Here is a 20685-nt window from a genome sequence, read left to right on the forward strand (position 1 = left end):
CGGATTGCCTTCAGATGGCGGACGCGGCAGCCTCGGATTCCGCGTCCAGGTCGGCGTAGATGGCGTCGCCCTCTTCGATCACCTTGTAGGTGCGCAGGTCGACCGTGCAGGGAAAGCCCATGGCCTGCCCCGTGGGGATGTGGAACTGCCCGTCGTGCAGCGGGCAGGCGATCAGGTCGCCGTCGACGATCTCGCCCTCGGAGAGCGAGGCGGTCGCGTGCGTGCACACGTCGCTGGTGGCGTAGAAGGCGCCGTCGACGTTGTAGACCGCCAGCGGGCAGTCCTGCGTTTCCACCTTGCGCACTTCGCCGGGCTGCAGCGCATCGCGCTGGATCAGGAAAATCTTCTTGCTCATCTCTGCTATCCGTTCTGCTATCCGTTCTGCTATCCGTTTGCGTTCGCGATTACCTTGGCGCCTGCTTCACTGCAGATGCAGTTGGACGAAGCCCAGGCCGGTCACCCACTCCGGCACCGCCTCGTAGGCGATCACCTCGCCGCGCCCGCCTTCCAGCGCGCCCATGGCGCAGGCCCAGTTGCGGATCTCCATGCCGCCGTTGCCGCCGTTGGCGAGGATGTCCTCGTCGCGCAGCGCGGCCAGCGCGGCCAGGTCGCCGCGCACGGCGTAGTCGAGGATCTGGCGGTCGAAGGCCTCGTTGACTCTGCCCATCTCCGCGGTGCCGACCCAGTGGCTGATGCCGCCGCTGCCGATCACCGCCACGCGCTCGCCGGCATCGAAGGAAGCGACCGCCTCGCGGATCTGCCGGCCCACTTCGATGGCGCGGCCCATGCGGATGTACGGGTCCACGCCTGCGGCGAGATAGACCGGGATGGTGCCGACCGCGTGGCCGGCCTCGCGCAGGGGCTGCACCATCAGTTGATTGGGGATGGCGATGGCGTGGTCCACCGTCAGCGCGCGCGCCACGGCCCAGTCGAAGCCGCGTGCGTGGCCGTCGGCGGCGATGTGGGTGGCGAGCGCCTCGCTGTTGGGGATCACGCCGCGCTTGAGGCCGGGCATGGCATCGAGCGGTCCGTCGACGTCGCCGGTGCCGATCAGGTAGCTCGGCAGGCAGCTGGTGCCGAACAGCATGTAGTGGTCGGCGCCGACGATCACCACGCTGGTCGGCTCCAGCGCCGCGAGCCGCTGGGCGCACTGGCGGAAGGCGCCCCACATGCGTTCCTGTACGTCGGCCGCCGGCGCCTGCGGCGCGACGAACATCACGGGATCATGCGGCACCAGGAAGCCGCCAACGATCTGTCCCATCTTCTTCCTCTCTCTTCGTCCGGATTGCCTGCTGCTCGCGCCTATTGCCTATTGCTTGAGCGCCGCGCTGTGGAGCGCCTCGCTGGCGCCCACCGGGCGCAGCTTGCGCATATAGGCGCGCATGTCGCGCTCGGGCGACAGCTCTTGCCAGAAGCCCATGGTCAGCATCGGGTTGACGCCGGCCTGCTGCAGGCCCAGCACGTCGAAGCCGGTCAGCATGGCGCGCTCCGCCTCGCTCAGCGCGAAGCGCTGCAGGTAACCCGCGGCGTCCTCGCGGAAACGCTGCTTGGCGGCACGGTCCACGGTGAGCTGATGCAGCACGCGCTCGAGTACGTTGCGGCTCATGGCGTGCGTCCTCAGGCGCAGAAATCGGCGACCAGCTTGAGGAAGGTGTCGCGCCGCTCGGTCTGCACCCAGTGGCCGCAGCGGCCGAACAGGTGCAGGTCGGCGTTGGGGATGGCGCGTGCCAGCAGCTGGCCGCAGGCGGGCGGCACCACGCGGTCCTCGCGGCCGTGCAGCACCAGCGTGGGCGCTTCGACCTTGGCGACGACATGCTCGGGGAAGCCCTTGACGATGGTCGGCCCTTCCGCGTTGGGCTGCGGAATCAGCTTGCGCAGCGCGTCCTGCGCGCCCGGGCGGGCGCTCGCCTCATAGCGCGACTGCACCATCTCGGGCGTGATGATCGACTGGTCGAAGGGGAACAAGCGCATGGTGCGTTCCATGTTCTCCGGCGACGGCTCGTACTCCCAGGCCGAGCGCAGGCCGGGCGTCTGCTCGAACTCGCCGGCGGGCGTGCCCAGCAGCACCAGCTTGTCGACCCGCTTCGGGTCGAACACGGCCAGGCCCAGCGACAGCGCGCCGCCGAAGGAATTGCCGACGAAGGAGGCCTTCTCGATGCCCAGCGCGTCCAGGATGCCGACCAGGTGGCGCACCCACAGCTTGATGTCGTACTTGGTGCCGTCCTTGAACTCGGTGAAACCGAAGCCGGCGATGTCCGGCACCACCACGCGGAACGACTGCGCCAGCTCGTTCATCACGCCCTTCCAGTTGGTCCAGCCCGACACGCCCGGACCGGAGCCGTGCAGCAGGAACAAGGGCTTGCCCTGGCCCACCTCGAAGTAGTTGGTCTGGTGCTCGGCGGCCAGCAGCGTCTTGCCCACGCCCTCAAACTTGCCCATCACGGTTTCTCCATACACATACGTATGTGTATGGTATGAACGAGGTCGCGCGTGGTCAAGGCGAAATCTGACGTAATTCCTAGGTGTTAACGCGCATTGCGGCGACGACAATACAATACATAACCGTATGGATCGGCAGCGGTAGAATGCGAGGCAGTCCTTGCCCGCAGTCCTGGAGTCCACATGCCGAGAAGTACCGCCGAGCCATCCCCGCAGCCGCGCAACCAGCTGACGCCGGAAGACTGGATCCGGGCCGCCCGCAACCTGCTGGTGAGCCGCAGCGTCGACGCCGTGCGGGTCGAGGTGCTGGCCAAGGAGATGTCCGTCACGCGCGGCAGCTTCTACTGGCACTTCAAGGACCGCGACGACCTGCTGCACCGCATGCTGATGGCCTGGCGCGACGAGGCCACCGAACAGATCATCGATCGCTTCGAGCGGCGCGGCCTGCCGCCGCGCGAGCTGATCCGCGACCTGCTGTCGCTGCCCTTCCGCGGCGCCGCGGCGCAGGAGGCGGCGTCGACCGAACTTGCCATCCGCGCCTGGGCGCGCCGCGACGAGCGCGTGCGGCAGATCGTGGACGAAGTGGACGCCAAGCGGCTGTCCTACGTCGCCCAGTGCTTCAGCGCGCTGGGCTTCGGCATCGGCGAGGCACGCGCGCGGGCCTTCGCGCTATACAGCTACGAATTGTCGGAATCCTTGCTGTCCAACCAGGGGACGGCCGCGCAAAAAGATGAGCGCAAGGCCCTGATGGAGCGCCTGCTGCTGGCCCAGGTCTGACGCTGCGTCAACACCGCCTCCGCAAACCCGATCCATCGCCTAGCCTGAAGAGAGGCGCCCCACGGCGGGAATAATCCGCCGCGGCGGCGCGTTTACGTCTTTACGGCGTGGGGTCATTTGAAAGCGCAGAGACCGCGCGAGGCCCAGGCCCGGGCATCCTTGGGCGCCGAGGGCACGCACAGGCACCGGAAGGACGTTCCCGGCGCACGAGGCAAGGAGACCGATATGGCAGAAGCGTATCCGAACGCGATCCTGCGACCCGCGCGGGGCGTGGCAGGCAGCGACTGAGACTGCCCTGTCCGCTGCTACCGGTGCGCGCCGACAACGACATCGCTGCCTGGCTGCCGCAACTGCGGCGCTATGCGCGCGCGTTGACGGGCGATCCTGCCTGGGCCGACGACCTCGTACAGGATACCGCCGAGCGGGCGCTCGGCCGGGCGGCGTCGCTGCGCGCCCATGACAATCCACGCGCCTGGTTGCTGACCGTGCTGCGCCATCTGTATATCGACCAATTGCGCAAGCGGCGCGAGATCGCCGTCGACGATGCCGATCCGCTCTGGCTGCGCCTGGAGACGCCGGACCAGCAGGTCGATGGCCTCATGCTGCGCGACATGCAGCGCGCGCTCTACCGCCTGCCGCCCGAGCAGCGCGAGGTGCTCTTGCTGGTAGCGCTGGAGCAGCTCAGCTATCGCGAGGCCGCGGCCATCCTGCAGGTGCCGGTAGGCACAGTGATGTCCAGGCTGTCACGCGCGCGCGAGCACTTGCGCGTGCTGCTGCGCGGCGACGATGCCCGCAAGCACAACCACGGCGGTGAGCGCGACGACAGCGGCCGCCCGCCCGCGCCGATGGATGCCACGAGGAACACGCCATGAGCGACGATCGCGACGCCGCCCCACCACCCGACCCCGGTCTCGAACGGCTTTCGGCCCTGGTCGATGGCGAGTTGCCGCCCCCGGAACACGAAGCGGCCTGGGCGGCGCTTGCGCATGACCAGCAAGCGGCCGCGAGAGTCAGCGACTACCAGCGGCAGAGTTCGGCGCTGCGGGCGCTGTTTCCGCTGCGCGATGACGAGCGCTACCTGATCGTGCGGGCCCGGCCCAGCTCCTGGCGGCGCACGGCGCTGGCCTTGGGCTGGCTGGCGGTCGGCGTGGCACTGGGCATCGGGGCCGCACGGCTGCCCGATTTCGGCGCCGCGGGAGCCGACCCGTGGGCATTCGCGCGCCACGCCGATCAGGCCTACGCAGTGTTCGCGCCGGAACAGCGGCACCCGGTCGAGGTGCCGGCCACGGAGCAAGCCCATCTGGTGGCATGGCTGTCCCGCCGCCTGTCGCGCACCCTGACGGTGCCCGCGCTCGACGAATATGGCTACAAGCTGGTCGGCGGCCGGCTGCTGCCCGGCGCCAATGGCCCGGCCGCGCAGTTGATGTACCAGAATCCGGCAGGCGTGCGGCTGACGCTGTACATCACCGCCGCCTCGCCGCAGCAGGCGGCATTCCGTGTGCTCGGCCAGGACGACCGCCGCACCTTCTACTGGGCCATGAACGGTGCCGGTTACGCCCTGTCCGGCCAGCGCAGCGAGCCGCGCCTGCGCGAGATCGCCGTCGATGTCTGCAGCAGCCTCGGCGGCCATCCGCAAGACTGGCGCTGAACAGCGTCAGGCAACCGGCACACGCGCGCTCGACGCGGAATAAGCGCCTGCCCTGACCCGTTTACTAAGCTAAGAGTAAAAGCAGGACGGCTGCGGATCGCGGCCGCCCTGCGGGCAAACCGATGTGCCGCGTGAGGCGGCCCAGCGCCGGCGCGCAGACCGCGGCGCGCAGATCCTGGGATCTTCCGCGCCAGCGGCGCCTGTCCGGGCCGGACCGTGACGTCGGGAATTCGCGCTCAGGGTGGCAATCATGAGTACGCGTTTAGCAGCCACAGCGCTGGCGCTCGCCAGCCTGGGCTTTGTCGCGCCGGCCTGTGGCCAGAACATGAACGGCCCCTGCCAGGAGATGACCGGACAGTACGACGTGAACGGCAGGCTGGAGCAGTTGAGCGGCCTGGCCTGCCTGCAACCTGATGGGACCTGGCAGATGGTCGATATCTATGGCGCCGGGGGCATCCCATACGACGACTCGTATTACTACGGGGGCGATCCCTGGTACTGGGCACCGTTCGGCTTCGGTACGGTGATCTTCATCGACCGCTTCCACCATGTCCACCACGTATCCCACGCCTTCATGCACCGGCCCGGCGCGGGGTTCCACGGCGGCTTTCACGGCGGCATGAACGGGTTCCACGGTGGCATGGGGGGCTTCCATGGCAACGGTGGCGGCTTCCAGGGCGGCGGTGGCCACCGCTGAAGCGCAGGCGTCTACCATGAAAAAAACCCCGGAGGCCGGCGCCTCCAGGGTTCGCTCGGCGCCGCGCCGCCGGCCTCAGGCCTTGGCCAGCCGGATCGCGGACACGTCGGCCGTCAGGTAGCCCACCGCTGCGCCGGAACGATCCTTGTAGTTCGCACGGATCAGCGGATCCAGCGTCGCCTGTACCTTGTCGTGCAGCGGCGCTTCCCAGTCACCGGCGTGCTGGAAGTTGCTCATGATGTAGGTCCAGCCGTTGATCTCGTCCACCGCGTGCAGGCCGGTGGACTCCGCGCCCGCCGGGCACGACAGCAGGCGGCTGAGTTGCTTGGTGTCGACGTTGTAGGCCCACAGGAAGTTGTTCACGTGGGTATTGCTGTCCTCGCCGATGAACAGCGTACGCAGCTTCTCCGAGAACTTCAGGTTGTCGGGCGTGGCGATCTTGTCCGGGTTGGCGAAGTTGCCCAGCGCGTCCTGCTGCTTCTTGGCGCCGCCGCCCAGGTCCTCGCTGACCAGGGCGGGCACCGCCGCCATGTCCACCGGCACCCACTCGCTTTCCATCGCCGCGCCGGACTGGTCCTTCTGCCCGCCCTTCAGGTTGAGCTCGTACACCGCGCCGGAATACGGCCCCTCCACCTGGATATCGCCGCCGTTGGCCGCATTGCCCTTGAGCATGCTGCTCTCGATGCGGGACATGGCCGAATAGGCCTTCTTGTCGCGGATATTGACGGTGGTGCCTTCCATCTTGGTAAAGCCCATGCTGCCGCCCACGAGCGCCGCGTAGCGGTGCGTCTCGAGGAAGGCCGCCGCCTTTTCCTGGCCCGGCACCAGCTTGATCCAGTTGTCCTTGCCGCCGTACTTGATGCGGGTATAGCCGCTGTCCTGCGGATCGGCCGTCTTGACATCCATGATGTCGGCCGGCTTGATGCCGCCGTCCACCAGGGCGCGGATCTGCGCGCTGTCGGCCTTGCCCAGCCGGATCCAGCTCAGCGTGGCCGCGCCCGGGCCGGTGCCCGAGGTCTGGTGCCACTTGGCCACGTACAGCGTGCCGCTGGAGAGGTCGCGCGCCCGATCGGCGATGAAGAGGAACAGGCCGCCGTTGGTCGCGTCGTCGCCCATCAGCACGGTGCGCTCGTCAGGCATCACCTGCACCAGCTCGTGCGAGATGCGGCCCACGTTGTAATGCTTGCGGATGCTGCCGGTGCCGTCCGGGTGGACGGTGACTTCGGGCAGGTGGCCGTAGTGGTAGGGATTGGCCTTGCCGGCATCGCCAAAGAGATGCTTGCTGAAGCCGCGCAACTGCGGATCGGTTGCCGCCTTGGTCGCGTCGGGCTCGTACTCCTCGCTCGACAGGTGCGTGTTCCACGGCGACAGGCTGGCGCCACAGGTGATCCACAGGCCGTTCACGCCGGACGTGTCCACATTGTGGTACTTGACCAGGCGCAGGCTGCCGGTCTTCGGGTCCTGGTCCAGCGTCAGCACGGCGATCGGCGACGGCAGCATGCCGTACATATTGTCGCCCTTCTGATCGCGCGTGGTGTACTCGAACTGCACCACTGCGAACACCGCATTGCCCTTCACGCCAGGCACGGCCGCCTTGTCCACCTTCTCCAGCTTGAGCAGCGAGGTGCCGTCCGGGCTGTCCGAGTAAAACTGGCGCGGCTTGCCTGCCACCGAGTCGTCGACGATCGGCTGGTTGCGGATATCGTAGTAGCCGCCGGCGACCACCGTGCCGCCCTTGCCGTCCGGCACCTTGTCGCCGGTGGTGAAGAAGGGATGGTAGGCCAGCTTGTAGCTGCGGCTGCTGCCATCGCTGAACGACACCGTCATGCCCGAGCCCACCGTGGTGGTAGCCATGGCCGCAGCATCTGCCAGCGTCGGCGCTACCATGCCTTCGAAGGTGGCGCCCGTGAAGCCCGCGCGCGCCGGCGTCACGGCCTCGGCGGCACCAGCCGCGCCGAGCAGGGCTGTGGTGGCTGCGCCCAGCGGCAGCATCGGCGCGCTTGCCAGGATCTTCAGGGCCTTGCGGCGGGAAGCGTCAGGTTTGTCGAGCATGGTCGGGTCGGAATAGAGATGTGGCATGCGGATGGCGACGCGGCGAACCCGCCGCGAACCGGGCATCCGGCCTGCGGCGCGGATCAGCCCACGCCCGGGTCCGCATGCTACGTCCGCATTGTTACAAGATGTTGACGCCCGTACGCCTGACACATTGCACTGCCAGAAAGGCTCTCCCCGGGCCGGGCTGTACCACCGTGGCCGGCCCGGGATGGCGACTAGGGTAAACTTCCTCCGTGCCGCCGCCCCCGCGCGGCACCGCCAATTCCAGTCAACTCCAGCCAACTACGCCTCCGCGCCGCAGACCTTCCAGCCTTGCCGACCTACACCCTCGCCGCCCCGGTCGAAGCCGAACTCGACATCCGCAAGAGCCGCTTCCTCGCCCTGGCCATCCCCGTGGCCGACCGCGACGCCGCCATGGCCGAGCTGCAGCGCCTGCGTGCGCGGCACCCCACCGCCACGCACGTCTGCTGGGCCCTGCTGGCCGGGGGGCAGTCCGGCATGTCCGACGACGGCGAGCCCTCCGGCACCGCCGGGCGGCCGATCCTGGAAGTGCTGCGGCACCACGACCTCGATGGCGTGCTGGCCGCGGTGGTGCGCTACTACGGCGGCATCAAGCTGGGCGCCGGCGGCCTGGTGCGCGCTTACACCGACGCGATCGCCGCCGCGCTGAAACTAGCCGAGCGCGTGGAGCGCATCGCCTACGCCACGCTCGCGGTGGAAGTGGAATACGCCGACGAGCCCCGCGTGCGCCGCTGGCTGGAACAACCCGAACAGGCCGGCTGCTCGCTCGCCGACAGCGCCTACGGCGTCAGCGCCACGCTCACCATCCACCTGCCTGCCGCCCTGCGCGACAGCGCGCGTGCCGCGCTGCGCGACGCCACCCATGGCCGTGCGCGCTTTCCCGACGACGACCCGGCCTAGGCCATGCCCGACCTCGCCTCCCAGCCTGCCGCCGACACCATGCCGCAAGCCATCACCGCCACGCTGGCACCCGCCGGCACCGCCTTTCGCGTCGCCCCGGGGCAAACCCTGCTCGAATCCGCGCTGCGCGCCGGTGTGCGCTTGCCCAGTTCCTGCCGCAACGGCACCTGCCGGACCTGCCTGTGCCGGCTGCGCGAAGGAGCAGTCGACTACCGGGTGGCCTGGCCCGGACTCAGCCTGGACGAGAAGGAAGACGGGATGATCCTGCCTTGCGTGGCGCTGCCGCGGGGGGATGTAGTGTTTGAGCTAGCGACGCCGTTCTGAGATACGGCACGCGGCGTCACTGCCACGTGCCAGCGTGACCTTGCGCGGGAAATCCATCTCACCCCCGCCGGCGGCCACGCGCCCGGCGCGAACTGCGCCATGGTCGGACGCCCCTGGTCCACAGCAAATGGGCGTGCAGTAGCAGCACGTAGCTGAGCGTCTCCCCGCTGGACCAGTTCGCCACGTCGATCGCCAGCAAGGAGGCCAGCGGTGCCTCTTGCGCGACCAGTGCTGCCGTTCCGGCCGCGCAGGCGTTGGCCGGCGGCGGTCCGGCATCGCTCGCCCTTGTGGCTATACCAACGCCGATACCGCCGCGATCCGGATGCACTGCGATCACGCAGAGCCCCTTGGCGCTTTGCGGCCCCTGCTCCTTGCCCGATCCTTGTTCCTGCCTCATTTGCCGACCTCCTCGATCACTTGCCCCGCCCGCGTGCACGACCCGCCCTGGCCGTGGCCGCGTAGTGGAAGCGCTACAGTTCCGACTCATTCTATTACCACTTTGGTAACTTTCTCAAGCGGAACTGTTACCATCAGGGTGTATTTACCTTGGAGGTCAAACCGGGTTCAATCACGCGCATGAAGTCCATCAAAGAAATCCGCCGCGAGAAGCTCTCGATCGCCATCGCCGACAAGTGCGACGGCAACCAGTCTCGCGCCGCGGAAGCACTCGGCTATTCCACGCCGTCACTGGTGAACCGCTACCTGAGCGGCAGCAAGGACATCGGTGACCGCACGGCCCGGAAGATCGAGGAAACCTTCGCCTATCCGCAGTACTGGATGGACTCGGATGCCAATCCGAGCGTGCCGCCGGCGCAATCGGACGGATTGGCGGCGCGAATGGCATTCGTCCTTGGCCGCCTTGGCGTCGGCAACCAGGAAGTGGCGACGGCGCTGGGGGTGACTGCGTCGGACGTGGCGGAATGGGCGGCCGGGACGCGCAAGCCCACGCTGGCGCAAGCGACTGCCATGCAGGCGCGCTACCAGATCAACGCGGTGTGGCTGCTGACCGGCAAGGGCCAGCCTTCGCCGGCCGTCGCCTACGGCGACGACTGGAACCCCATCCCGATCCCGCCCAGCGCCTACAAGCGGATTGCCGTCGTGGCCATGGCACAGTTGGGCGACAACGGACACTTCTGCGATCTGGAATACCCGGTCGGGCACGGCGACGGCTACCTGCACTTCCTGAGCACGGATCCCGACGCCTACGGGCTGCGTTGTGTCGGCGACTCGATGGAGCCGCGCATCAAGGACGGCGAGTTCGTGGTGGTCGAACCAAACCAGGCGGTCACCAGCGGCGACGAGGTCTTGGTGAAGTCACGCGATGGGCGGGTGATGATCAAGGTCCTCGGCTACACGCGCGATGGCTATACGCACTTCCTGTCGGTCAACCAGAGCCACAAGACGGTGAAGATCCGCGCCGACCAGATCGAGAAACTCTCCTTCGTCGCGGCCATCGTCAAGGCAGCGGCCTGGCGGCCGGACTGAGGCCTTGTGCAAGCCGCGCGCCCGGCGGGCGCCTGGCGGCCCGCCTGCGCATGCGCCCGCCGGCTGTCCTCCGGCGCCTCTTCCCGCCCTGTACGGGGAAGAGGTCAGGCGTCTCCAAGGAACAAGGCGTTGAGTTCCGCGCCGGATGCGGCATCGGCGAAACCGTCGAAGCGTCCCTGCGAGAGCGCCTGCGCTGCCCGCATGAAGCCGCCCCACGCGGAACGCGCAAGCGCGCCGCCCACGCTCACGCGCCGCACCCCGAGCGCGGCGAGGTCCTGCAGCGTAAACGAGGAGTTCGTACCGATCAGCACGTTCACCGGTTTCGGCGCCACGGCGGCGACCACGGCCTCGATCTCCTCGCGCGTGCGAATGCCCGGCGCGTAGAGGCAGTCCGCGCCGGCAGCGGCGTAGGCCCGCAGGCGTGCGAGCGTGTCGTTCAAATCGGGGACGCCGGCAAAGAAGTTCTCCGCGCGGCCGATCAGCAGCGTATCGCCACCGCTCTCGTCGATCGCACGACGAGCCGCTTTCAGTCGCGCAACCGCAACCTCCAGCGGAAACAGCGGCGTAGCGGCGTCGCCGGTGGAGTCCTCGATGGACAGGCCGGCCACGCCGGTCGCAACCGCGAGCTTTACACTCGCTGCCACAGCGTCCGGATCGGCACCAAAGCCGTTTTCGAAATCGGCATTGACGGGCAGATCGGTCGCTTCGACCATCTCGCGCAGATGCGCAAGAATCGCGTCTCGACTCACATGGTTGTCGGCGCGTCCAGCCGACCACGCGTATCCCGAGACTGGTGGTGGCGATGGCCTCGAAGCCGAGGCTGGCGAGATAGCGGGCGCTGCCGGCGTCCCAGGGGTTCGGTAGCATGAAGCAGCCCGACGCGTGCAAGGCGCGAAAGGCGGCGCGTTTTTCCGTGATGGTGCGTGGCATGGCGAGTTCCGATGGTGAAGGAAGCCCTCGCGGGCTCCTACCTGCATTTAGACGACTTCGGTGTCGACCAACGAGAAATCGATCTCGACGAGATTCGCATTGCTGTAGCGAGATCGACGGATTTTCGGGATTCTATTTCGTCACAACGATCTTTGCATTTCCATGTATGACTCAGGGGATTGACTGCATGGCTGGATTGGTGGCACATGCACAAGGAGCCGTCGCACGCGCGCATGCGGCGGAGACGGCGGAGACGGCGGAGACGGCGGAGACGGCGGAGACGGCGGAGACGGTCACAGTATGGTGCCGCCGAGGCTGACGTTTTGGCCTATGTTGGAGCATGGAATGCGCGCGGCAGGACGCCGGGTGCGCCGGACCTGCCCGGCGGGACAGGCGGGGCGGCATCCTGGCCGGCGTCATCTACAATCCGCATGTGCCCGCCGCACCATTGGCACACGCTACCCGGTGGAGGCAGGTATGCAGGCTCGCGAAAACAACGGAGCAATCGAAACCCGGCTCGTCCGGGTACACGGCCGCGTACAGGGCGTCGGCTACCGTGAGGCCTGCGTGCACCACGCACAGGCGCTTGGCGTCACCGGCTGGGTGCGCAACCGCATGGACGATTCGGTGGAGGCGATGCTGCAGGGCGCTCCGGCGCAGTTGGAACGGATGTGCCGATGGCTGCGTGAGGGCATGCCGGCGGCGCTTGTGGATCGCATGGACGTCGACGACGTACCGCCGCCGTTCGCGCGCTTCAACAGCTTCGAGCGCTTGCCGACGCTGTGACGCGCCGCTGTGACGAACCACAAGGGAACTGCCATCGACCAATGACCGGTGGCGCCGCGCATGCGCGGCGCCACCCAAAGCGGTCGGCCAGCCGACCAGGTGAAGCATGCTTCTCGAACACGCGATCCATCTGCTGCACGAGGCTGCCTACGGCACCCTCGCCACCCACTCAGCCAGCCTCGCAGGCTACCCATATGCCACCGTGGTGCCGTATGTCACGGACGAAGCGCATCGCCCGGTTTTCTATATCAGCGCGCTGGCCGAGCACACCCGGAACCTCCTGGCGGACGCCAGAGTGAGCCTGTCCGTGCTGCAACCGGGCGCCGCTGACATTGCATCGGCGCACCGCCTGACGATCGTCGGCGAAGCCGAACGGTTCGAACCGGATCCTGCTCACCTCGCCCGCTACCTGCGCTTTGAGCCGAGCGCCGAGCGGCTCCTCGCCCTGGACTTCATGTTCTTCCGCTTGAACGCAAAGGCCGTCAGGGTCATCGAAGGCGTGGGAAGAATGGGCTGGCTGGAACCGGCGGACCTCGACGCGGTGGCGAGATTGCCGGTAGAGGATGAAACCGGCCTGATCCGCGAAGCTGCGTGCGTCGCGCCGGCCGGGGTCCGCCTGCTCGGCATCGACTGCCTTGGCATCGATTACGCCATCGACGGACGCAGAGCGCGGCGGCGCTTCCCCGGCCCGCCGACACAGCCCGACGCGATGGCTGGTGCGGTCCTGCGCGTCGTGCCGGCGCTCGACTGATTGACCGGCCTCGACCCGCCGCCGCGCGCGGGGTCGTTGCCTTGCCTGCCTGGTTTGCGGCAAGCACCACCGGAATCCTGGCTTGACGAGCCGAATGTCAGGCGCCGTTGGTGCAGGGGCGCGATGGGCGAGTTGCCATGCGCTCGCCCGATCCTCGTAGCGCGGCAGCCTGCGCGCCGAAGCTCCCCGTCGAATGAAGCGATAACGGGGAGCCTGTGGGCCCGGCCAATCCCCTCCCCTGCGCACGAACGGATCAGTTCGCTACCGCCGCGAGATCCGCTTGCAACTGAGCAAAGTTGAATCCAGGGGCGAAGTCGGCCGCCTGCGCCTCCGGGGGAAGAATCGCATAGGCTTCATCGACGCATTCATCCCACCATGCCCAGGTTCCCTTTTGCGTATTGCCCCACGTCAGGACCGTCACCCCATCGGCGTCGTAGCCAACAGCATAGACGGCATGGCCATCCGTCGTCAGCGGGCCCGGCGTCCACGGCTGCTGGCTCTGGAATTCCTGCAAACAATTCTGTTGGACTTGGAACCCGAGATAGACGCCACCGAATAGCTGGATCGCCTGTTGAATATGGACGTGATTCTTCGGCTCAATGGCGACATAGGCAAGAATCTTTTCTTGTGAAATCGCAGACTGGCGCCAGTAGTTCAATACATCAAGCTCATTAAGCCCTGAGTCAATGCCGCCAGTCAGGTGTATATACAATTTCACCACCGACTTATCAGGCATGATGTGATTTTTTCCAATCATCCCGCAGTACATGGTGATTGCGTGCGCGACCGCGGCGATCGTGCAGTCGCCAAGGGAATCGTTTCCGTCCATCGGGAACAGGGTGGCCGGAGTCTTTACGCCAAGGCTCTCGCATACACGCGCAAGGACATCGCACGATGCCGGCGGCGGCGCCAGAGCGTCCGTCAGATAGCTGCGCAAGCGGAGCGTACGATAGTCATGCTTCGGCGGATGCTTGCCAAATCGATAGGTTTTCATGGGAGCGCACTCCGATTAAAAAAGGAGCCCCCGGTCACTGCAAATGCAAACGTGAGCATCAAAGTACGCTCTCCCATTGGAGAGTCCGCCGCTTGATGAATTCGCGGAAAACCTGATAGCGAATGTCGGCTTATTTCCGTAAAGGTACGTACTGCGGAAGCGAAGTCAATGCAATTGTTTTTAAGGCTGTATTGCACGGCATCAAGGATGGATCAGCTCACGATGAAATCCCTTGAAATGCTTGCGGCAGGCGCGCGATAGGTGTGATACCTGCGCACGGATCGTGCAGGCACAGCATATGATGCGGCAAGTGCCCGCGGCGCGACCGATGCGACTCTCGGCAGGCCATTAATCACATGGTTTCGCCGGGAACTTGCATTGCAAAAGTGCAATGTTTTCCATTTAAGGCGCCTATCTTCCCTTGAAGAATTTATTGTTTTTCAAGGCTTTTTTTGATGCCACACCCCACCCGCTCCCCGCCTATACTTGCATCGCCATTTCAAGAATGGGTGAACCATGGAATACGCACCCAGCATCAGCCATCTGGCCAGCCGGACTGGAGCGAGCGCAAGCCCAACCTGCGCGGCGCGCTCGGCGCGGCCCTGCTCGGCAGGCTGATCGAGCGTGGCTGGGTGGAGCCGATGCGCGGCTCGCGGGCCTTGCGCATCACGCCGGGCGGCCAGCGCGAAATCCCTCGTCTGGCTGGCTGACGGCGGGACCACAACCGGATAACATCGCGGGCCGGTGGCCGCCTTGCCGGCCCGACTGTTCTCCGCCCCACGACAAATGACGCGCACGAAGCCAATGCCAATCGACGATGACATCCAGTTCGCCCTGGAGCGGCTGTTCACCCTGATCAACTTCGACGACGCGTCCGTCAGCATGGAACAACTGGCGGCACTCGAGTCGCGCCTCGATGACGATCCGGAGGCGCTCGAAGGCGAGCAGCTGGCCGGGCTGATCAAGGAGGTGATCGACTGGGAATCCGGGTTCCATGTGGATGCCGACGACATGGTCGGCTTCATCGGCTGCATCGGCCTCCTGTGCGCGCGGCTGGACTTCGAGCCGGACTGGGGCGTGGAAGACCCGGAGGACCCGGCCTTCCTCGACGGCAACAGCGTGCCCGAACTGCTGGAACTGGTGCACGCGCAACTGCGAGTGGCGGGCTACACGGTGTGGACCTGGGACACCGGCGCCGATGCCTACGCCGGCTGGATCACGCGCAGCGAGGACGATCCGGAGATGCTGGACGTGGCCCAGCGCCTGGGCCTGCATGTGCACAGCGCCGACCGGTCCAACTGAGCGCAGCGGGCCGCAGTGGGCTATGGCGCGTCGTCGTGCCCATTTCCCACTTCGTGCGGATCGGCGAGGCGAATCTCGCCTGCGCCGCCCGCGCCATCCTGCCCGACGGCACCAGGCGCGCCCAGCGTTTCCTCCATCACATCCAGGAAGGCGCGCACGCTGGCCGGCATCAGCTTGCGCGCGGGCATCAGCACATAGACCTTCAGCGGTGACGATGTATAGCCCGGCAGCACCCGCACCAGCCGGCCCAGATCGACCTCTTCCTTGACGAAGCGGGGCGACAGCCGCGCCACGCCCAGGCCCTCGGTGGCGGCCTTCAGCCGCAGCTCGGCGTTGTGGGTCGAGACGCGCGGCACCACCGGCAGCCGCAAGGTTTCCACCCCGTCGCGCAGGAACTCCCAGTAGGAATCATCGGCATTACCCAGCGTGGGCCAACCCGCCATGTCCTGCGGCACGCGCGGCAGGCCGCGCGTGCGGATCAGTTCAGGCGAGGCATAGAAGGAGCGCTCCACCAGCACCACGCGCTTGCTGGCGAAGGACGAATCGGAGAGCCCGGTATGGGTCATCACGAAGGCCAGGTCGTAGCCCTGCTTGATCAGGTCAGGCTGCTCCCAGGTAACGTCCACCTCGATGCGCAGCCCCGGGTGCAGGCGCAGCAGCCGCAGCAGGCTGGGCGACAGGTGCTGCGAGCCGACTTCGTAAGGCGTGGCGATGCGCAGCGTGCCGCTGACCTGCTCGCTGACCGAGGCCGCCTCGGCACTGATCTCGCGCAGCGCGCTGAAGTGCGGGGCGACGCGCTCGTAGAGCTGCTGGCCGCGCTCGGTCACGCGTACGCGCCGCGTGGTGCGTTCGAACAGGCGCACGCCGAGCTGGGCCTCGAGCCTGGAAATGGCCGCGCTGGCCGATGACTTGGGCACCTCCGCCAGCTCCGCCCCTACCGTGAAGCTGCCGCCTTCCACCACCCGGCAGAAGATCTCCCAGTCTTTCCAATCGATTGTCTTCATGCTTGCCCCTCCGACCTCGTCCGGCGCTCGGCGCAAGATCGGGCCGGCGCGCGCGGCGGAGGCGATTGTCCCACAGTGGGAACAATGCTGCAGCAAACCCGGCGCGGATATTTTCTTGACAATTTACATCGTAAATATACACTGTAAATCATAGCACCTATGCAACGAATAACGCACGTGCCGAGCGACGGCTCGTGCCCACGAGACCCCCATGGCCAGACAGCTCTCCCAATCCGAAATCGACGCCTTCAAGACACGCCTGTGCGAGGTGGCCGAGCGCCGCTTCGCCGAGGGCGGCGTGGCCAGCGTCAGCATGCGCCAGCTGGCCGAGGAACTGGGCTGCAGCCCGATGACCCCTTACCGCTACTTCCGTGACAAGGACGAGATCCTGGCAACGGTACGGGCCGCGGCCTTCGACCGCTTCGCCGCGGCCATGGAGAACGCCGGCACCGGCATCGAGGACCCCGTCGAGCGCGCGCGTGCATCGGGCCGGGCCTATCTGGACTTCGCCTTCTCGCAGCCCAACGCCTACCGGCTGATGTTCGACCTGACGCAACCGGACGACGACCGCTATCCGGACCTGCAGCGCGCCGGTGTGCGCGCGCGCCGCACCATGAGCACCCACCTGGAGATGCTGGCCGAACGCGGCCAGATCCACGGCGACCCGCAGGTGCTCAGCTACGTCGTCTGGGCGGCGGTGCACGGCCTGGTGGTGCTTCGCCTGGCCGGCAAGCTGCCGGACGAACCCGATTTCCGCACTATCCACGGCGAGATGATGCGGATCCTCGTGCAGGGCATGCGCACACCGGCGCCTGCCGACGGCACGCCTCGATAGCTATACGGCCTCGCCGAGCCCCCACCGCAGGAGTCCCACGATGAGCCAGCCCTTCCCGTCCAACCCGTACCTGACGGGCAACTTCGCACCGATCCTGATGGAATGCGACGCGCCCGACCTGCCCATCACCGGCGCACTGCCGCACGCGCTGCGCGGCACGCTGTACCGCATCGGCCCCAACCCGATGTTCGCGCCCCGCGATGACTTCTATCACTGGTTCATCGGCGACGGCATGGTGCATGCCTTCGAGATCGAGCACGGCCGCGTGCGCTACCGCAACCGCTGGGTACAGACCGAGAAGCTGCGCCGCGAGCAGGCGGCCGGGCGCGCGCTGTTCGGCAGCTGGGGGAACCCGGCCACCACCGACCCCTCGGTGCAGGAGGTCGACGGCGAAGGCGTGGCCAATACCAATGTGCTGTGGCACGGCGACAAGCTGCTGGCGCTGGAGGAAGCGCATCCGCCGATCGCGCTCGATCCGCGCGAGCTCACCACGCTGGGCGCGCAACGCTACCAGGCCGATCTCGGCGGTAATGCGCTGGACAAGATGACGGCGCACCCCAAGATCGATCCCGTCACCGGCGAAATGGTCTTCTTCGCTTACTCGGCCGAGGGTCCCTTCACGCCTGCCGTGCTCTACGGCGTGCTCGATCGCAGCGGCCGGCTCACGCAGCTCGAACACTTCGCGGCGCCGTATCCGAGCATGGTGCACGACTTCATGGTGACCCGAAACTACGCGCTCTTCCCCATCCTGCCGCTGTCCGGCAGCATGGAGCGCGCGCTGCGCGGCGAACCGGCCTATGCCTGGGAACCGGAAAAGGGATCGCATATCGGCATCATGCCGCGCGCCGGCGGCAGCGCTCGCATGCGCTGGTTCCGCAACGACGCCTGCTATATGTTCCACGTGATGAATGCCTGGGAAGAGGGCAGCAAGATCATCGCCGACGTCATGCAGTACGACAGCTCGCCCATATTCAGTCCCGGCACTAGCCAGGATGGCACTTCCGCGCGCCTGTGCCGCTGGACCTTCGATCTCGAAGGCGACAGTGACACCTTCACCCGCACCTGGCTGGACGACCTGCCGGGCGAGTTTCCCCGCTTCGACGAGCGCTTCGCGATGCAGCCGTACCGTCACGGCTACTTCGCCTGGCGCGGCCACGAAAGCACCGCGCGCAGCATCTTCGATGGTCTCGCCCACCTCGACAATGCCACCGGCAAGCGCAAGACCTATCTGCTGCCGGAAGGCGACGGGCTCTCCGAGCCGGTCTTCGTGCCGCGCGCCGACGATGCGGCGGAGGGTGACGGCTGGCTGCTCGCCACCATCTACCGCGGCGCCGAGCACCGCAGTGACCTGGCCGTGTTCGACGCCGGCGAGATCGAGCGCGGCCCCGTGGCGCTGGCGCACCTGTCGCACCGCATGCCCTTCGGCTTTCACGGCAACTGGCGCAGCCACGGCTGAACCCATCGACCGGAGGAGATCATCATGGGCATGCTGACCGGCTTCGCGCCATTCATCGCCTTCTTCATCGCCATGCGGATGGCCTCGCCGCTGGCCGGCCTGGGCGCGGCCTTCCTGGTATCGCTGCTGCTGTGCCTGCGCATGTGGCGCCGCGGCGAGGCACTCAAAGTGCTGGAGGTAGGCAGCCTGGCGCTGTTCGGCGCGCTGGCGGCCTATACGCTGCTGCTGGCGCCCGCCTGGACGGTGGCAACCGTGCGGCTGGCGGTCGACGGCGGACTGCTGGCCATCGTGGTGGTGTCACTGGCGATCGGGAAGCCTTTCACGCTGCAGTACGCACGCGAGCGGGTGCCGCGCGAATACTGGAACTCGCCGCGCTTCCTGGCCGTCAACCGCCATATCACGCTGGTCTGGGCCGCGGCGCTGGCGGTGATGGTGGCTGCCGACGCTGCCGCCGAATATGTGAGTGCGATCCCATTGTGGGTCGACGTGGCTGCCACCATCGCGGCCTTTGCCGGCGCGGTGGTCTTCACCGTGCGCTATCCGGAAGCGGTACGGCGTGCGGCGATGGCGCAAGCACAAGGCAGCGGGCAGGCGAGGCCTTGAGCACGGGTGCGCAAGGCCTGGCAGTTCGGCTAGGCGAGCGCGATGCTGGGGTGCTGCTTCTGCTTGACTGCAAGCAGCGCGCTAGCGCGATGTGCAGCGCATCGCTGCTGCCAGCGCCTGCCCTCTCCCCCTCTCCCGCAAGCGGGAGAGGGGAGCAAACCAGCGCGGGGCGAAGCCCTTCGTGCCAGCCGAAGCCGACAGGATGCGCCAACACCAATCGTCAAGCATAGCGTCTTGATCCCCTCTCCCCTCAGGGGAGAGGGCCGGGGTGAGGGGTGGTCTAGCAAGGCGCCACAAACAACGAAGCCCCCGGTGTGGTCCGGCACGCCGACGGCAAGACGAAGCCGTCGGTGTTATCCAGCACGCCAAGACAAAGACGAAGCCGCCGGTTTCGTCCAGCACCCCATCATTCGCAAACGCCGAGGCCAGCCGCCCCCCCCATCGCCCCGCCAAGCTCACTGCTCGAACAGGATCACCGAGCGGGCCAGCTCTCCGCGGCGCAACTCATCGAAGGCGTCGTTGATCTGCTCCAGCGGCATGCGCTGCGAGATCAGTTCGTCCAGCTTCAGCTTGCCCGACATGTAGAAGTCGACCAGGCGCGGCATGTCCACGGGGAAGCGGTTGGAGCCCATCATCGAGCCCTGGATGCGCTTCTCGGCCAGGAAGTCGGTGCCCTTGAGCTCCACCTTCTGGCCCGGCGCGATCATGCCGATCACGGTCGCGGTGCCGCCACGGCGCAGCATGGCGAAGGCCTGCTCCGCGGTCTGCTTCAGCCCGATCGCCTCGAAGGCGAAATGCACGCCGCCCCCGGTGAGCGCTTGCACGGCCTGGACCGCGTCGGTGGCGCTGGCGTCAATCACATCCGTGGCGCCGAACTGGCGCGCCAGCTCCAGCTTGCCCGGCACCCGGTCGATGGCGATGATGCGGCTGGCGCCGGCAATGGCCGCGCCATTGATGGTGGCCAGGCCGATGCCGCCGCAGCCGATCACGGCCACGGTCTCGCCCGGCCGCACCCCAGCGGTATGAACGACGGCGCCAAAGCCGGTGGTGACCGCACAGCCGATCAGCGCGGCGCGGTCCAGCGGCATGTCGCGGCGGATCGCCACCAGCGCGTGCTCGTGGATCAGCATCTGCTCGGCAAAGGCAGACAGGTTCAGGAACTGGTTCATGGGTCCCTTGGGCGCGCGCAGGCGCGGCTCTTCGCCCTCGGCGCGCTTGGTGTCCGGCGCCACGCACAGCGACAGGTGCCCCGTCAGGCAGGATTCGCAATGGCCGCAGAAGGCCGACAGGCACGTGATGACGTGATCGCCGGGCTTGACGGTGCGCACCAGTTCACCGACCTGCTCTACCACGCCGGCCGCTTCGTGGCCCAGCACCGCGGGCAGCGTGGTGGGATAGGCGCCATCGACGAAGTGAAGATCGGAGTGGCAGACGCCCACCGCCGCCGTGCGAACCAGCACCTCATGGGGGCCGGGCTTGGAGATGGCTACGTCTTCGATCACGAGCGGGGTCTTAGGCTGATGCAGGACGGCTGCTTTCATGAGTCTCCTCGTTGCTTCTCGTTGCTTCTCGTTGGGAAGGGCCGGCCACGTGGCACGGGCGGGAACGGCAACCATACCGCCGAAACCGGATTCGGTGAAGCGTTGGGATGCTGAGCTGAGGTGCGGCGCCGAGCGCG

General features: G+C 67.1%; 23 protein-coding genes and 1 pseudogene. 14 read left to right on the top strand and 10 right to left on the bottom strand.

All coding sequences use genetic code 11. The features are described 5' to 3' along the window. Positions 1-10: 10 nt before the first annotated feature. From AC1Z3O_RS32145 to AC1Z3O_RS32160, 4 genes are all read right to left on the bottom strand, one after another. On the bottom strand, positions 11-355 hold the full coding sequence (locus AC1Z3O_RS32145; protein ID WP_483520955.1) for a non-heme iron oxygenase ferredoxin subunit: 345 nt from the start codon (positions 353-355) through the stop codon (positions 11-13). A gap of 66 nt (positions 356-421) precedes the next feature. Further along, the gene (locus AC1Z3O_RS32150; RefSeq protein WP_483520957.1) at positions 422-1261 is read right to left on the bottom strand and encodes a DODA-type extradiol aromatic ring-opening family dioxygenase; all 840 of its coding nucleotides are present in this window, start codon (positions 1259-1261) and stop codon (positions 422-424) included. Between the two features lie 48 nt (positions 1262-1309). Next, entirely contained in the window at positions 1310-1606 is a 297-nt protein-coding gene (locus AC1Z3O_RS32155) for a hypothetical protein (RefSeq protein ID WP_483520958.1), read from the bottom strand. 11 nt (positions 1607-1617) lie between these two features. Then, positions 1618-2439 carry an alpha/beta fold hydrolase gene (locus AC1Z3O_RS32160; RefSeq protein WP_483520960.1) on the bottom strand — a complete coding sequence of 274 codons (822 nt, stop codon included), beginning with the start codon at positions 2437-2439 and terminating at the stop codon, positions 1618-1620. Positions 2440-2622: 183 nt separating this feature from the next. Between AC1Z3O_RS32160 and AC1Z3O_RS32165 the strand changes: the two genes are divergently transcribed. The 4 genes from AC1Z3O_RS32165 (at position 2623) to AC1Z3O_RS32180 (ending at position 5561) form a co-directional block, all read left to right on the top strand. Further along, positions 2623-3216 carry a TetR/AcrR family transcriptional regulator gene (locus AC1Z3O_RS32165; RefSeq protein ID WP_483520962.1) on the top strand — a complete coding sequence of 198 codons (594 nt, stop codon included), beginning with the start codon at positions 2623-2625 and terminating at the stop codon, positions 3214-3216. A 311-nt stretch (positions 3217-3527) separates the two neighbouring features. Continuing rightward, positions 3528-4088, top strand: coding sequence for an RNA polymerase sigma factor (locus AC1Z3O_RS32170; protein ID WP_483520963.1), 561 nt, complete (start codon positions 3528-3530; stop codon positions 4086-4088). Continuing rightward, on the top strand, positions 4085-4864 hold the full coding sequence (locus tag AC1Z3O_RS32175; protein ID WP_483520964.1) for an anti-sigma factor family protein: 780 nt from the start codon (positions 4085-4087) through the stop codon (positions 4862-4864). Before AC1Z3O_RS32170 ends, AC1Z3O_RS32175 begins: the two co-directional genes overlap by 4 nt. Before the next feature lie 250 nt (positions 4865-5114). Further along, positions 5115-5561, top strand: coding sequence for a hypothetical protein (locus tag AC1Z3O_RS32180; RefSeq protein WP_483520965.1), 447 nt, complete (start codon positions 5115-5117; stop codon positions 5559-5561). 75 nt (positions 5562-5636) lie between these two features. On the opposite strand, the gene AC1Z3O_RS32185 is transcribed toward AC1Z3O_RS32180, so the two are convergent. Then, positions 5637-7613: a PhoX family protein gene (locus tag AC1Z3O_RS32185; protein ID WP_483522109.1), complete on the bottom strand. Its 1977-nt coding sequence runs from the start codon at positions 7611-7613 to the stop codon at positions 5637-5639. A 315-nt stretch (positions 7614-7928) separates the two neighbouring features. Between AC1Z3O_RS32185 and AC1Z3O_RS32190 the strand changes: the two genes are divergently transcribed. Beyond that, positions 7929-8537 carry an IMPACT family protein gene (locus AC1Z3O_RS32190; protein WP_483520967.1) on the top strand — a complete coding sequence of 203 codons (609 nt, stop codon included), beginning with the start codon at positions 7929-7931 and terminating at the stop codon, positions 8535-8537. A 3-nt stretch (positions 8538-8540) separates the two neighbouring features. Then, positions 8541-8861, top strand: coding sequence for a 2Fe-2S iron-sulfur cluster-binding protein (locus AC1Z3O_RS32195; RefSeq protein ID WP_483520969.1), 321 nt, complete (start codon positions 8541-8543; stop codon positions 8859-8861). A gap of 58 nt (positions 8862-8919) precedes the next feature. Here AC1Z3O_RS32195 and AC1Z3O_RS32200 read toward each other — a convergent pair whose 3' ends face one another. After that, complete coding sequence (locus AC1Z3O_RS32200; RefSeq protein WP_483520971.1) at positions 8920-9258, bottom strand: hypothetical protein; 339 nt, start codon at positions 9256-9258, stop codon at positions 8920-8922. 179 nt (positions 9259-9437) lie between these two features. Here AC1Z3O_RS32200 and AC1Z3O_RS32205 point away from each other — a divergent pair, with 179 nt between their 5' ends. Then, a complete protein-coding gene (locus tag AC1Z3O_RS32205; RefSeq protein WP_483520973.1) occupies positions 9438-10346 on the top strand; it encodes a S24 family peptidase in 909 nt (302 codons plus the stop codon). A 104-nt stretch (positions 10347-10450) separates the two neighbouring features. On the opposite strand, the pseudogene AC1Z3O_RS32210 reads toward AC1Z3O_RS32205, so the two are convergent. Continuing rightward, positions 10451-11276 (bottom strand): annotated as a pseudogene (locus AC1Z3O_RS32210) (isocitrate lyase/PEP mutase family protein). A gap of 477 nt (positions 11277-11753) precedes the next feature. Here AC1Z3O_RS32210 and AC1Z3O_RS32215 point away from each other — a divergent pair. Both AC1Z3O_RS32215 and AC1Z3O_RS32220 read left to right on the top strand, forming a co-directional pair. After that, complete coding sequence (locus tag AC1Z3O_RS32215) at positions 11754-12062, top strand: acylphosphatase (RefSeq protein ID WP_483520975.1); 309 nt, start codon at positions 11754-11756, stop codon at positions 12060-12062. 106 nt (positions 12063-12168) lie between these two features. Next, complete coding sequence (locus AC1Z3O_RS32220; RefSeq protein ID WP_483520977.1) at positions 12169-12813, top strand: HugZ family pyridoxamine 5'-phosphate oxidase; 645 nt, start codon at positions 12169-12171, stop codon at positions 12811-12813. A 253-nt stretch (positions 12814-13066) separates the two neighbouring features. Here the strand turns inward: AC1Z3O_RS32220 and AC1Z3O_RS32225 are convergent, their stop codons facing one another. Then, positions 13067-13807: a hypothetical protein gene (locus tag AC1Z3O_RS32225; protein ID WP_483520979.1), complete on the bottom strand. Its 741-nt coding sequence runs from the start codon at positions 13805-13807 to the stop codon at positions 13067-13069. A 509-nt stretch (positions 13808-14316) separates the two neighbouring features. On the opposite strand from AC1Z3O_RS32225, the gene AC1Z3O_RS32230 reads away from it, so the two are divergent. Continuing rightward, on the top strand, positions 14317-14517 hold the full coding sequence (locus tag AC1Z3O_RS32230) for a hypothetical protein (protein WP_483520981.1): 201 nt from the start codon (positions 14317-14319) through the stop codon (positions 14515-14517). Between the two features lie 94 nt (positions 14518-14611). After that, the gene (locus tag AC1Z3O_RS32235) at positions 14612-15109 is read left to right on the top strand and encodes a DUF6630 family protein (RefSeq protein ID WP_483520983.1); all 498 of its coding nucleotides are present in this window, start codon (positions 14612-14614) and stop codon (positions 15107-15109) included. A 20-nt stretch (positions 15110-15129) separates the two neighbouring features. Here the strand turns inward: AC1Z3O_RS32235 and AC1Z3O_RS32240 are convergent, their stop codons facing one another. Further along, positions 15130-16113, bottom strand: a complete 984-nt coding sequence (locus tag AC1Z3O_RS32240; protein ID WP_483520985.1) for a LysR family transcriptional regulator — start codon at positions 16111-16113, stop codon at positions 15130-15132. A gap of 211 nt (positions 16114-16324) precedes the next feature. Between AC1Z3O_RS32240 and AC1Z3O_RS32245 the strand changes: the two genes are divergently transcribed. From AC1Z3O_RS32245 to AC1Z3O_RS32255, 3 genes are read left to right on the top strand one after another with little or no spacing between them, the layout of a single operon-like run. Beyond that, entirely contained in the window at positions 16325-16948 is a 624-nt protein-coding gene (locus tag AC1Z3O_RS32245) for a TetR/AcrR family transcriptional regulator (RefSeq protein WP_483520987.1), read from the top strand. Positions 16949-16988: 40 nt separating this feature from the next. Next, entirely contained in the window at positions 16989-18404 is a 1416-nt protein-coding gene (locus tag AC1Z3O_RS32250) for a carotenoid oxygenase family protein (protein ID WP_483520989.1), read from the top strand. A gap of 24 nt (positions 18405-18428) precedes the next feature. After that, positions 18429-19007 carry a hypothetical protein gene (locus tag AC1Z3O_RS32255; protein ID WP_483520991.1) on the top strand — a complete coding sequence of 193 codons (579 nt, stop codon included), beginning with the start codon at positions 18429-18431 and terminating at the stop codon, positions 19005-19007. A gap of 455 nt (positions 19008-19462) precedes the next feature. On the opposite strand, the gene AC1Z3O_RS32260 is transcribed toward AC1Z3O_RS32255, so the two are convergent. Then, a complete protein-coding gene (locus AC1Z3O_RS32260; protein WP_483520993.1) occupies positions 19463-20548 on the bottom strand; it encodes a Zn-dependent alcohol dehydrogenase in 1086 nt (361 codons plus the stop codon). Positions 20549-20685: the final 137 nt, after the last annotated feature.

This window comes from Cupriavidus sp. 09_S30 (assembly GCF_056930435.1).

Bases quoted from the DNA above. Each gene is read 5' to 3' on its own strand.
- AC1Z3O_RS32145 (WP_483520955.1), bottom strand. From the start codon at position 355: ATGAGCAAGAAGATTTTCCTGATCCAGCGCGATGCGCTGCAGCCCGGC.
- AC1Z3O_RS32150 (WP_483520957.1), bottom strand. From the start codon at position 1,261: ATGGGACAGATCGTTGGCGGCTTCCTGGTGCCGCATGATCCCGTGATG.
- AC1Z3O_RS32155 (WP_483520958.1), bottom strand. From the start codon at position 1,606: ATGAGCCGCAACGTACTCGAGCGCGTGCTGCATCAGCTCACCGTGGAC.
- AC1Z3O_RS32160 (WP_483520960.1), bottom strand. From the start codon at position 2,439: ATGGGCAAGTTTGAGGGCGTGGGCAAGACGCTGCTGGCCGCCGAGCAC.
- AC1Z3O_RS32165 (WP_483520962.1), top strand. From the start codon at position 2,623: ATGCCGAGAAGTACCGCCGAGCCATCCCCGCAGCCGCGCAACCAGCTG.
- AC1Z3O_RS32175 (WP_483520964.1), top strand. From the start codon at position 4,085: ATGAGCGACGATCGCGACGCCGCCCCACCACCCGACCCCGGTCTCGAA.
- AC1Z3O_RS32180 (WP_483520965.1), top strand. From the start codon at position 5,115: ATGAGTACGCGTTTAGCAGCCACAGCGCTGGCGCTCGCCAGCCTGGGC.
- AC1Z3O_RS32185 (WP_483522109.1), bottom strand. From the start codon at position 7,613: ATGCTCGACAAACCTGACGCTTCCCGCCGCAAGGCCCTGAAGATCCTG.
- AC1Z3O_RS32195 (WP_483520969.1), top strand. From the start codon at position 8,541: ATGCCCGACCTCGCCTCCCAGCCTGCCGCCGACACCATGCCGCAAGCC.
- AC1Z3O_RS32200 (WP_483520971.1), bottom strand. From the start codon at position 9,258: ATGAGGCAGGAACAAGGATCGGGCAAGGAGCAGGGGCCGCAAAGCGCC.
- AC1Z3O_RS32205 (WP_483520973.1), top strand. From the start codon at position 9,438: ATGAAGTCCATCAAAGAAATCCGCCGCGAGAAGCTCTCGATCGCCATC.
- AC1Z3O_RS32215 (WP_483520975.1), top strand. From the start codon at position 11,754: ATGCAGGCTCGCGAAAACAACGGAGCAATCGAAACCCGGCTCGTCCGG.
- AC1Z3O_RS32220 (WP_483520977.1), top strand. From the start codon at position 12,169: ATGCTTCTCGAACACGCGATCCATCTGCTGCACGAGGCTGCCTACGGC.
- AC1Z3O_RS32225 (WP_483520979.1), bottom strand. From the start codon at position 13,807: ATGAAAACCTATCGATTTGGCAAGCATCCGCCGAAGCATGACTATCGT.
- AC1Z3O_RS32235 (WP_483520983.1), top strand. From the start codon at position 14,612: ATGCCAATCGACGATGACATCCAGTTCGCCCTGGAGCGGCTGTTCACC.
- AC1Z3O_RS32240 (WP_483520985.1), bottom strand. From the start codon at position 16,113: ATGAAGACAATCGATTGGAAAGACTGGGAGATCTTCTGCCGGGTGGTG.
- AC1Z3O_RS32245 (WP_483520987.1), top strand. From the start codon at position 16,325: ATGGCCAGACAGCTCTCCCAATCCGAAATCGACGCCTTCAAGACACGC.
- AC1Z3O_RS32250 (WP_483520989.1), top strand. From the start codon at position 16,989: ATGAGCCAGCCCTTCCCGTCCAACCCGTACCTGACGGGCAACTTCGCA.
- AC1Z3O_RS32255 (WP_483520991.1), top strand. From the start codon at position 18,429: ATGGGCATGCTGACCGGCTTCGCGCCATTCATCGCCTTCTTCATCGCC.
- AC1Z3O_RS32260 (WP_483520993.1), bottom strand. From the start codon at position 20,548: ATGAAAGCAGCCGTCCTGCATCAGCCTAAGACCCCGCTCGTGATCGAA.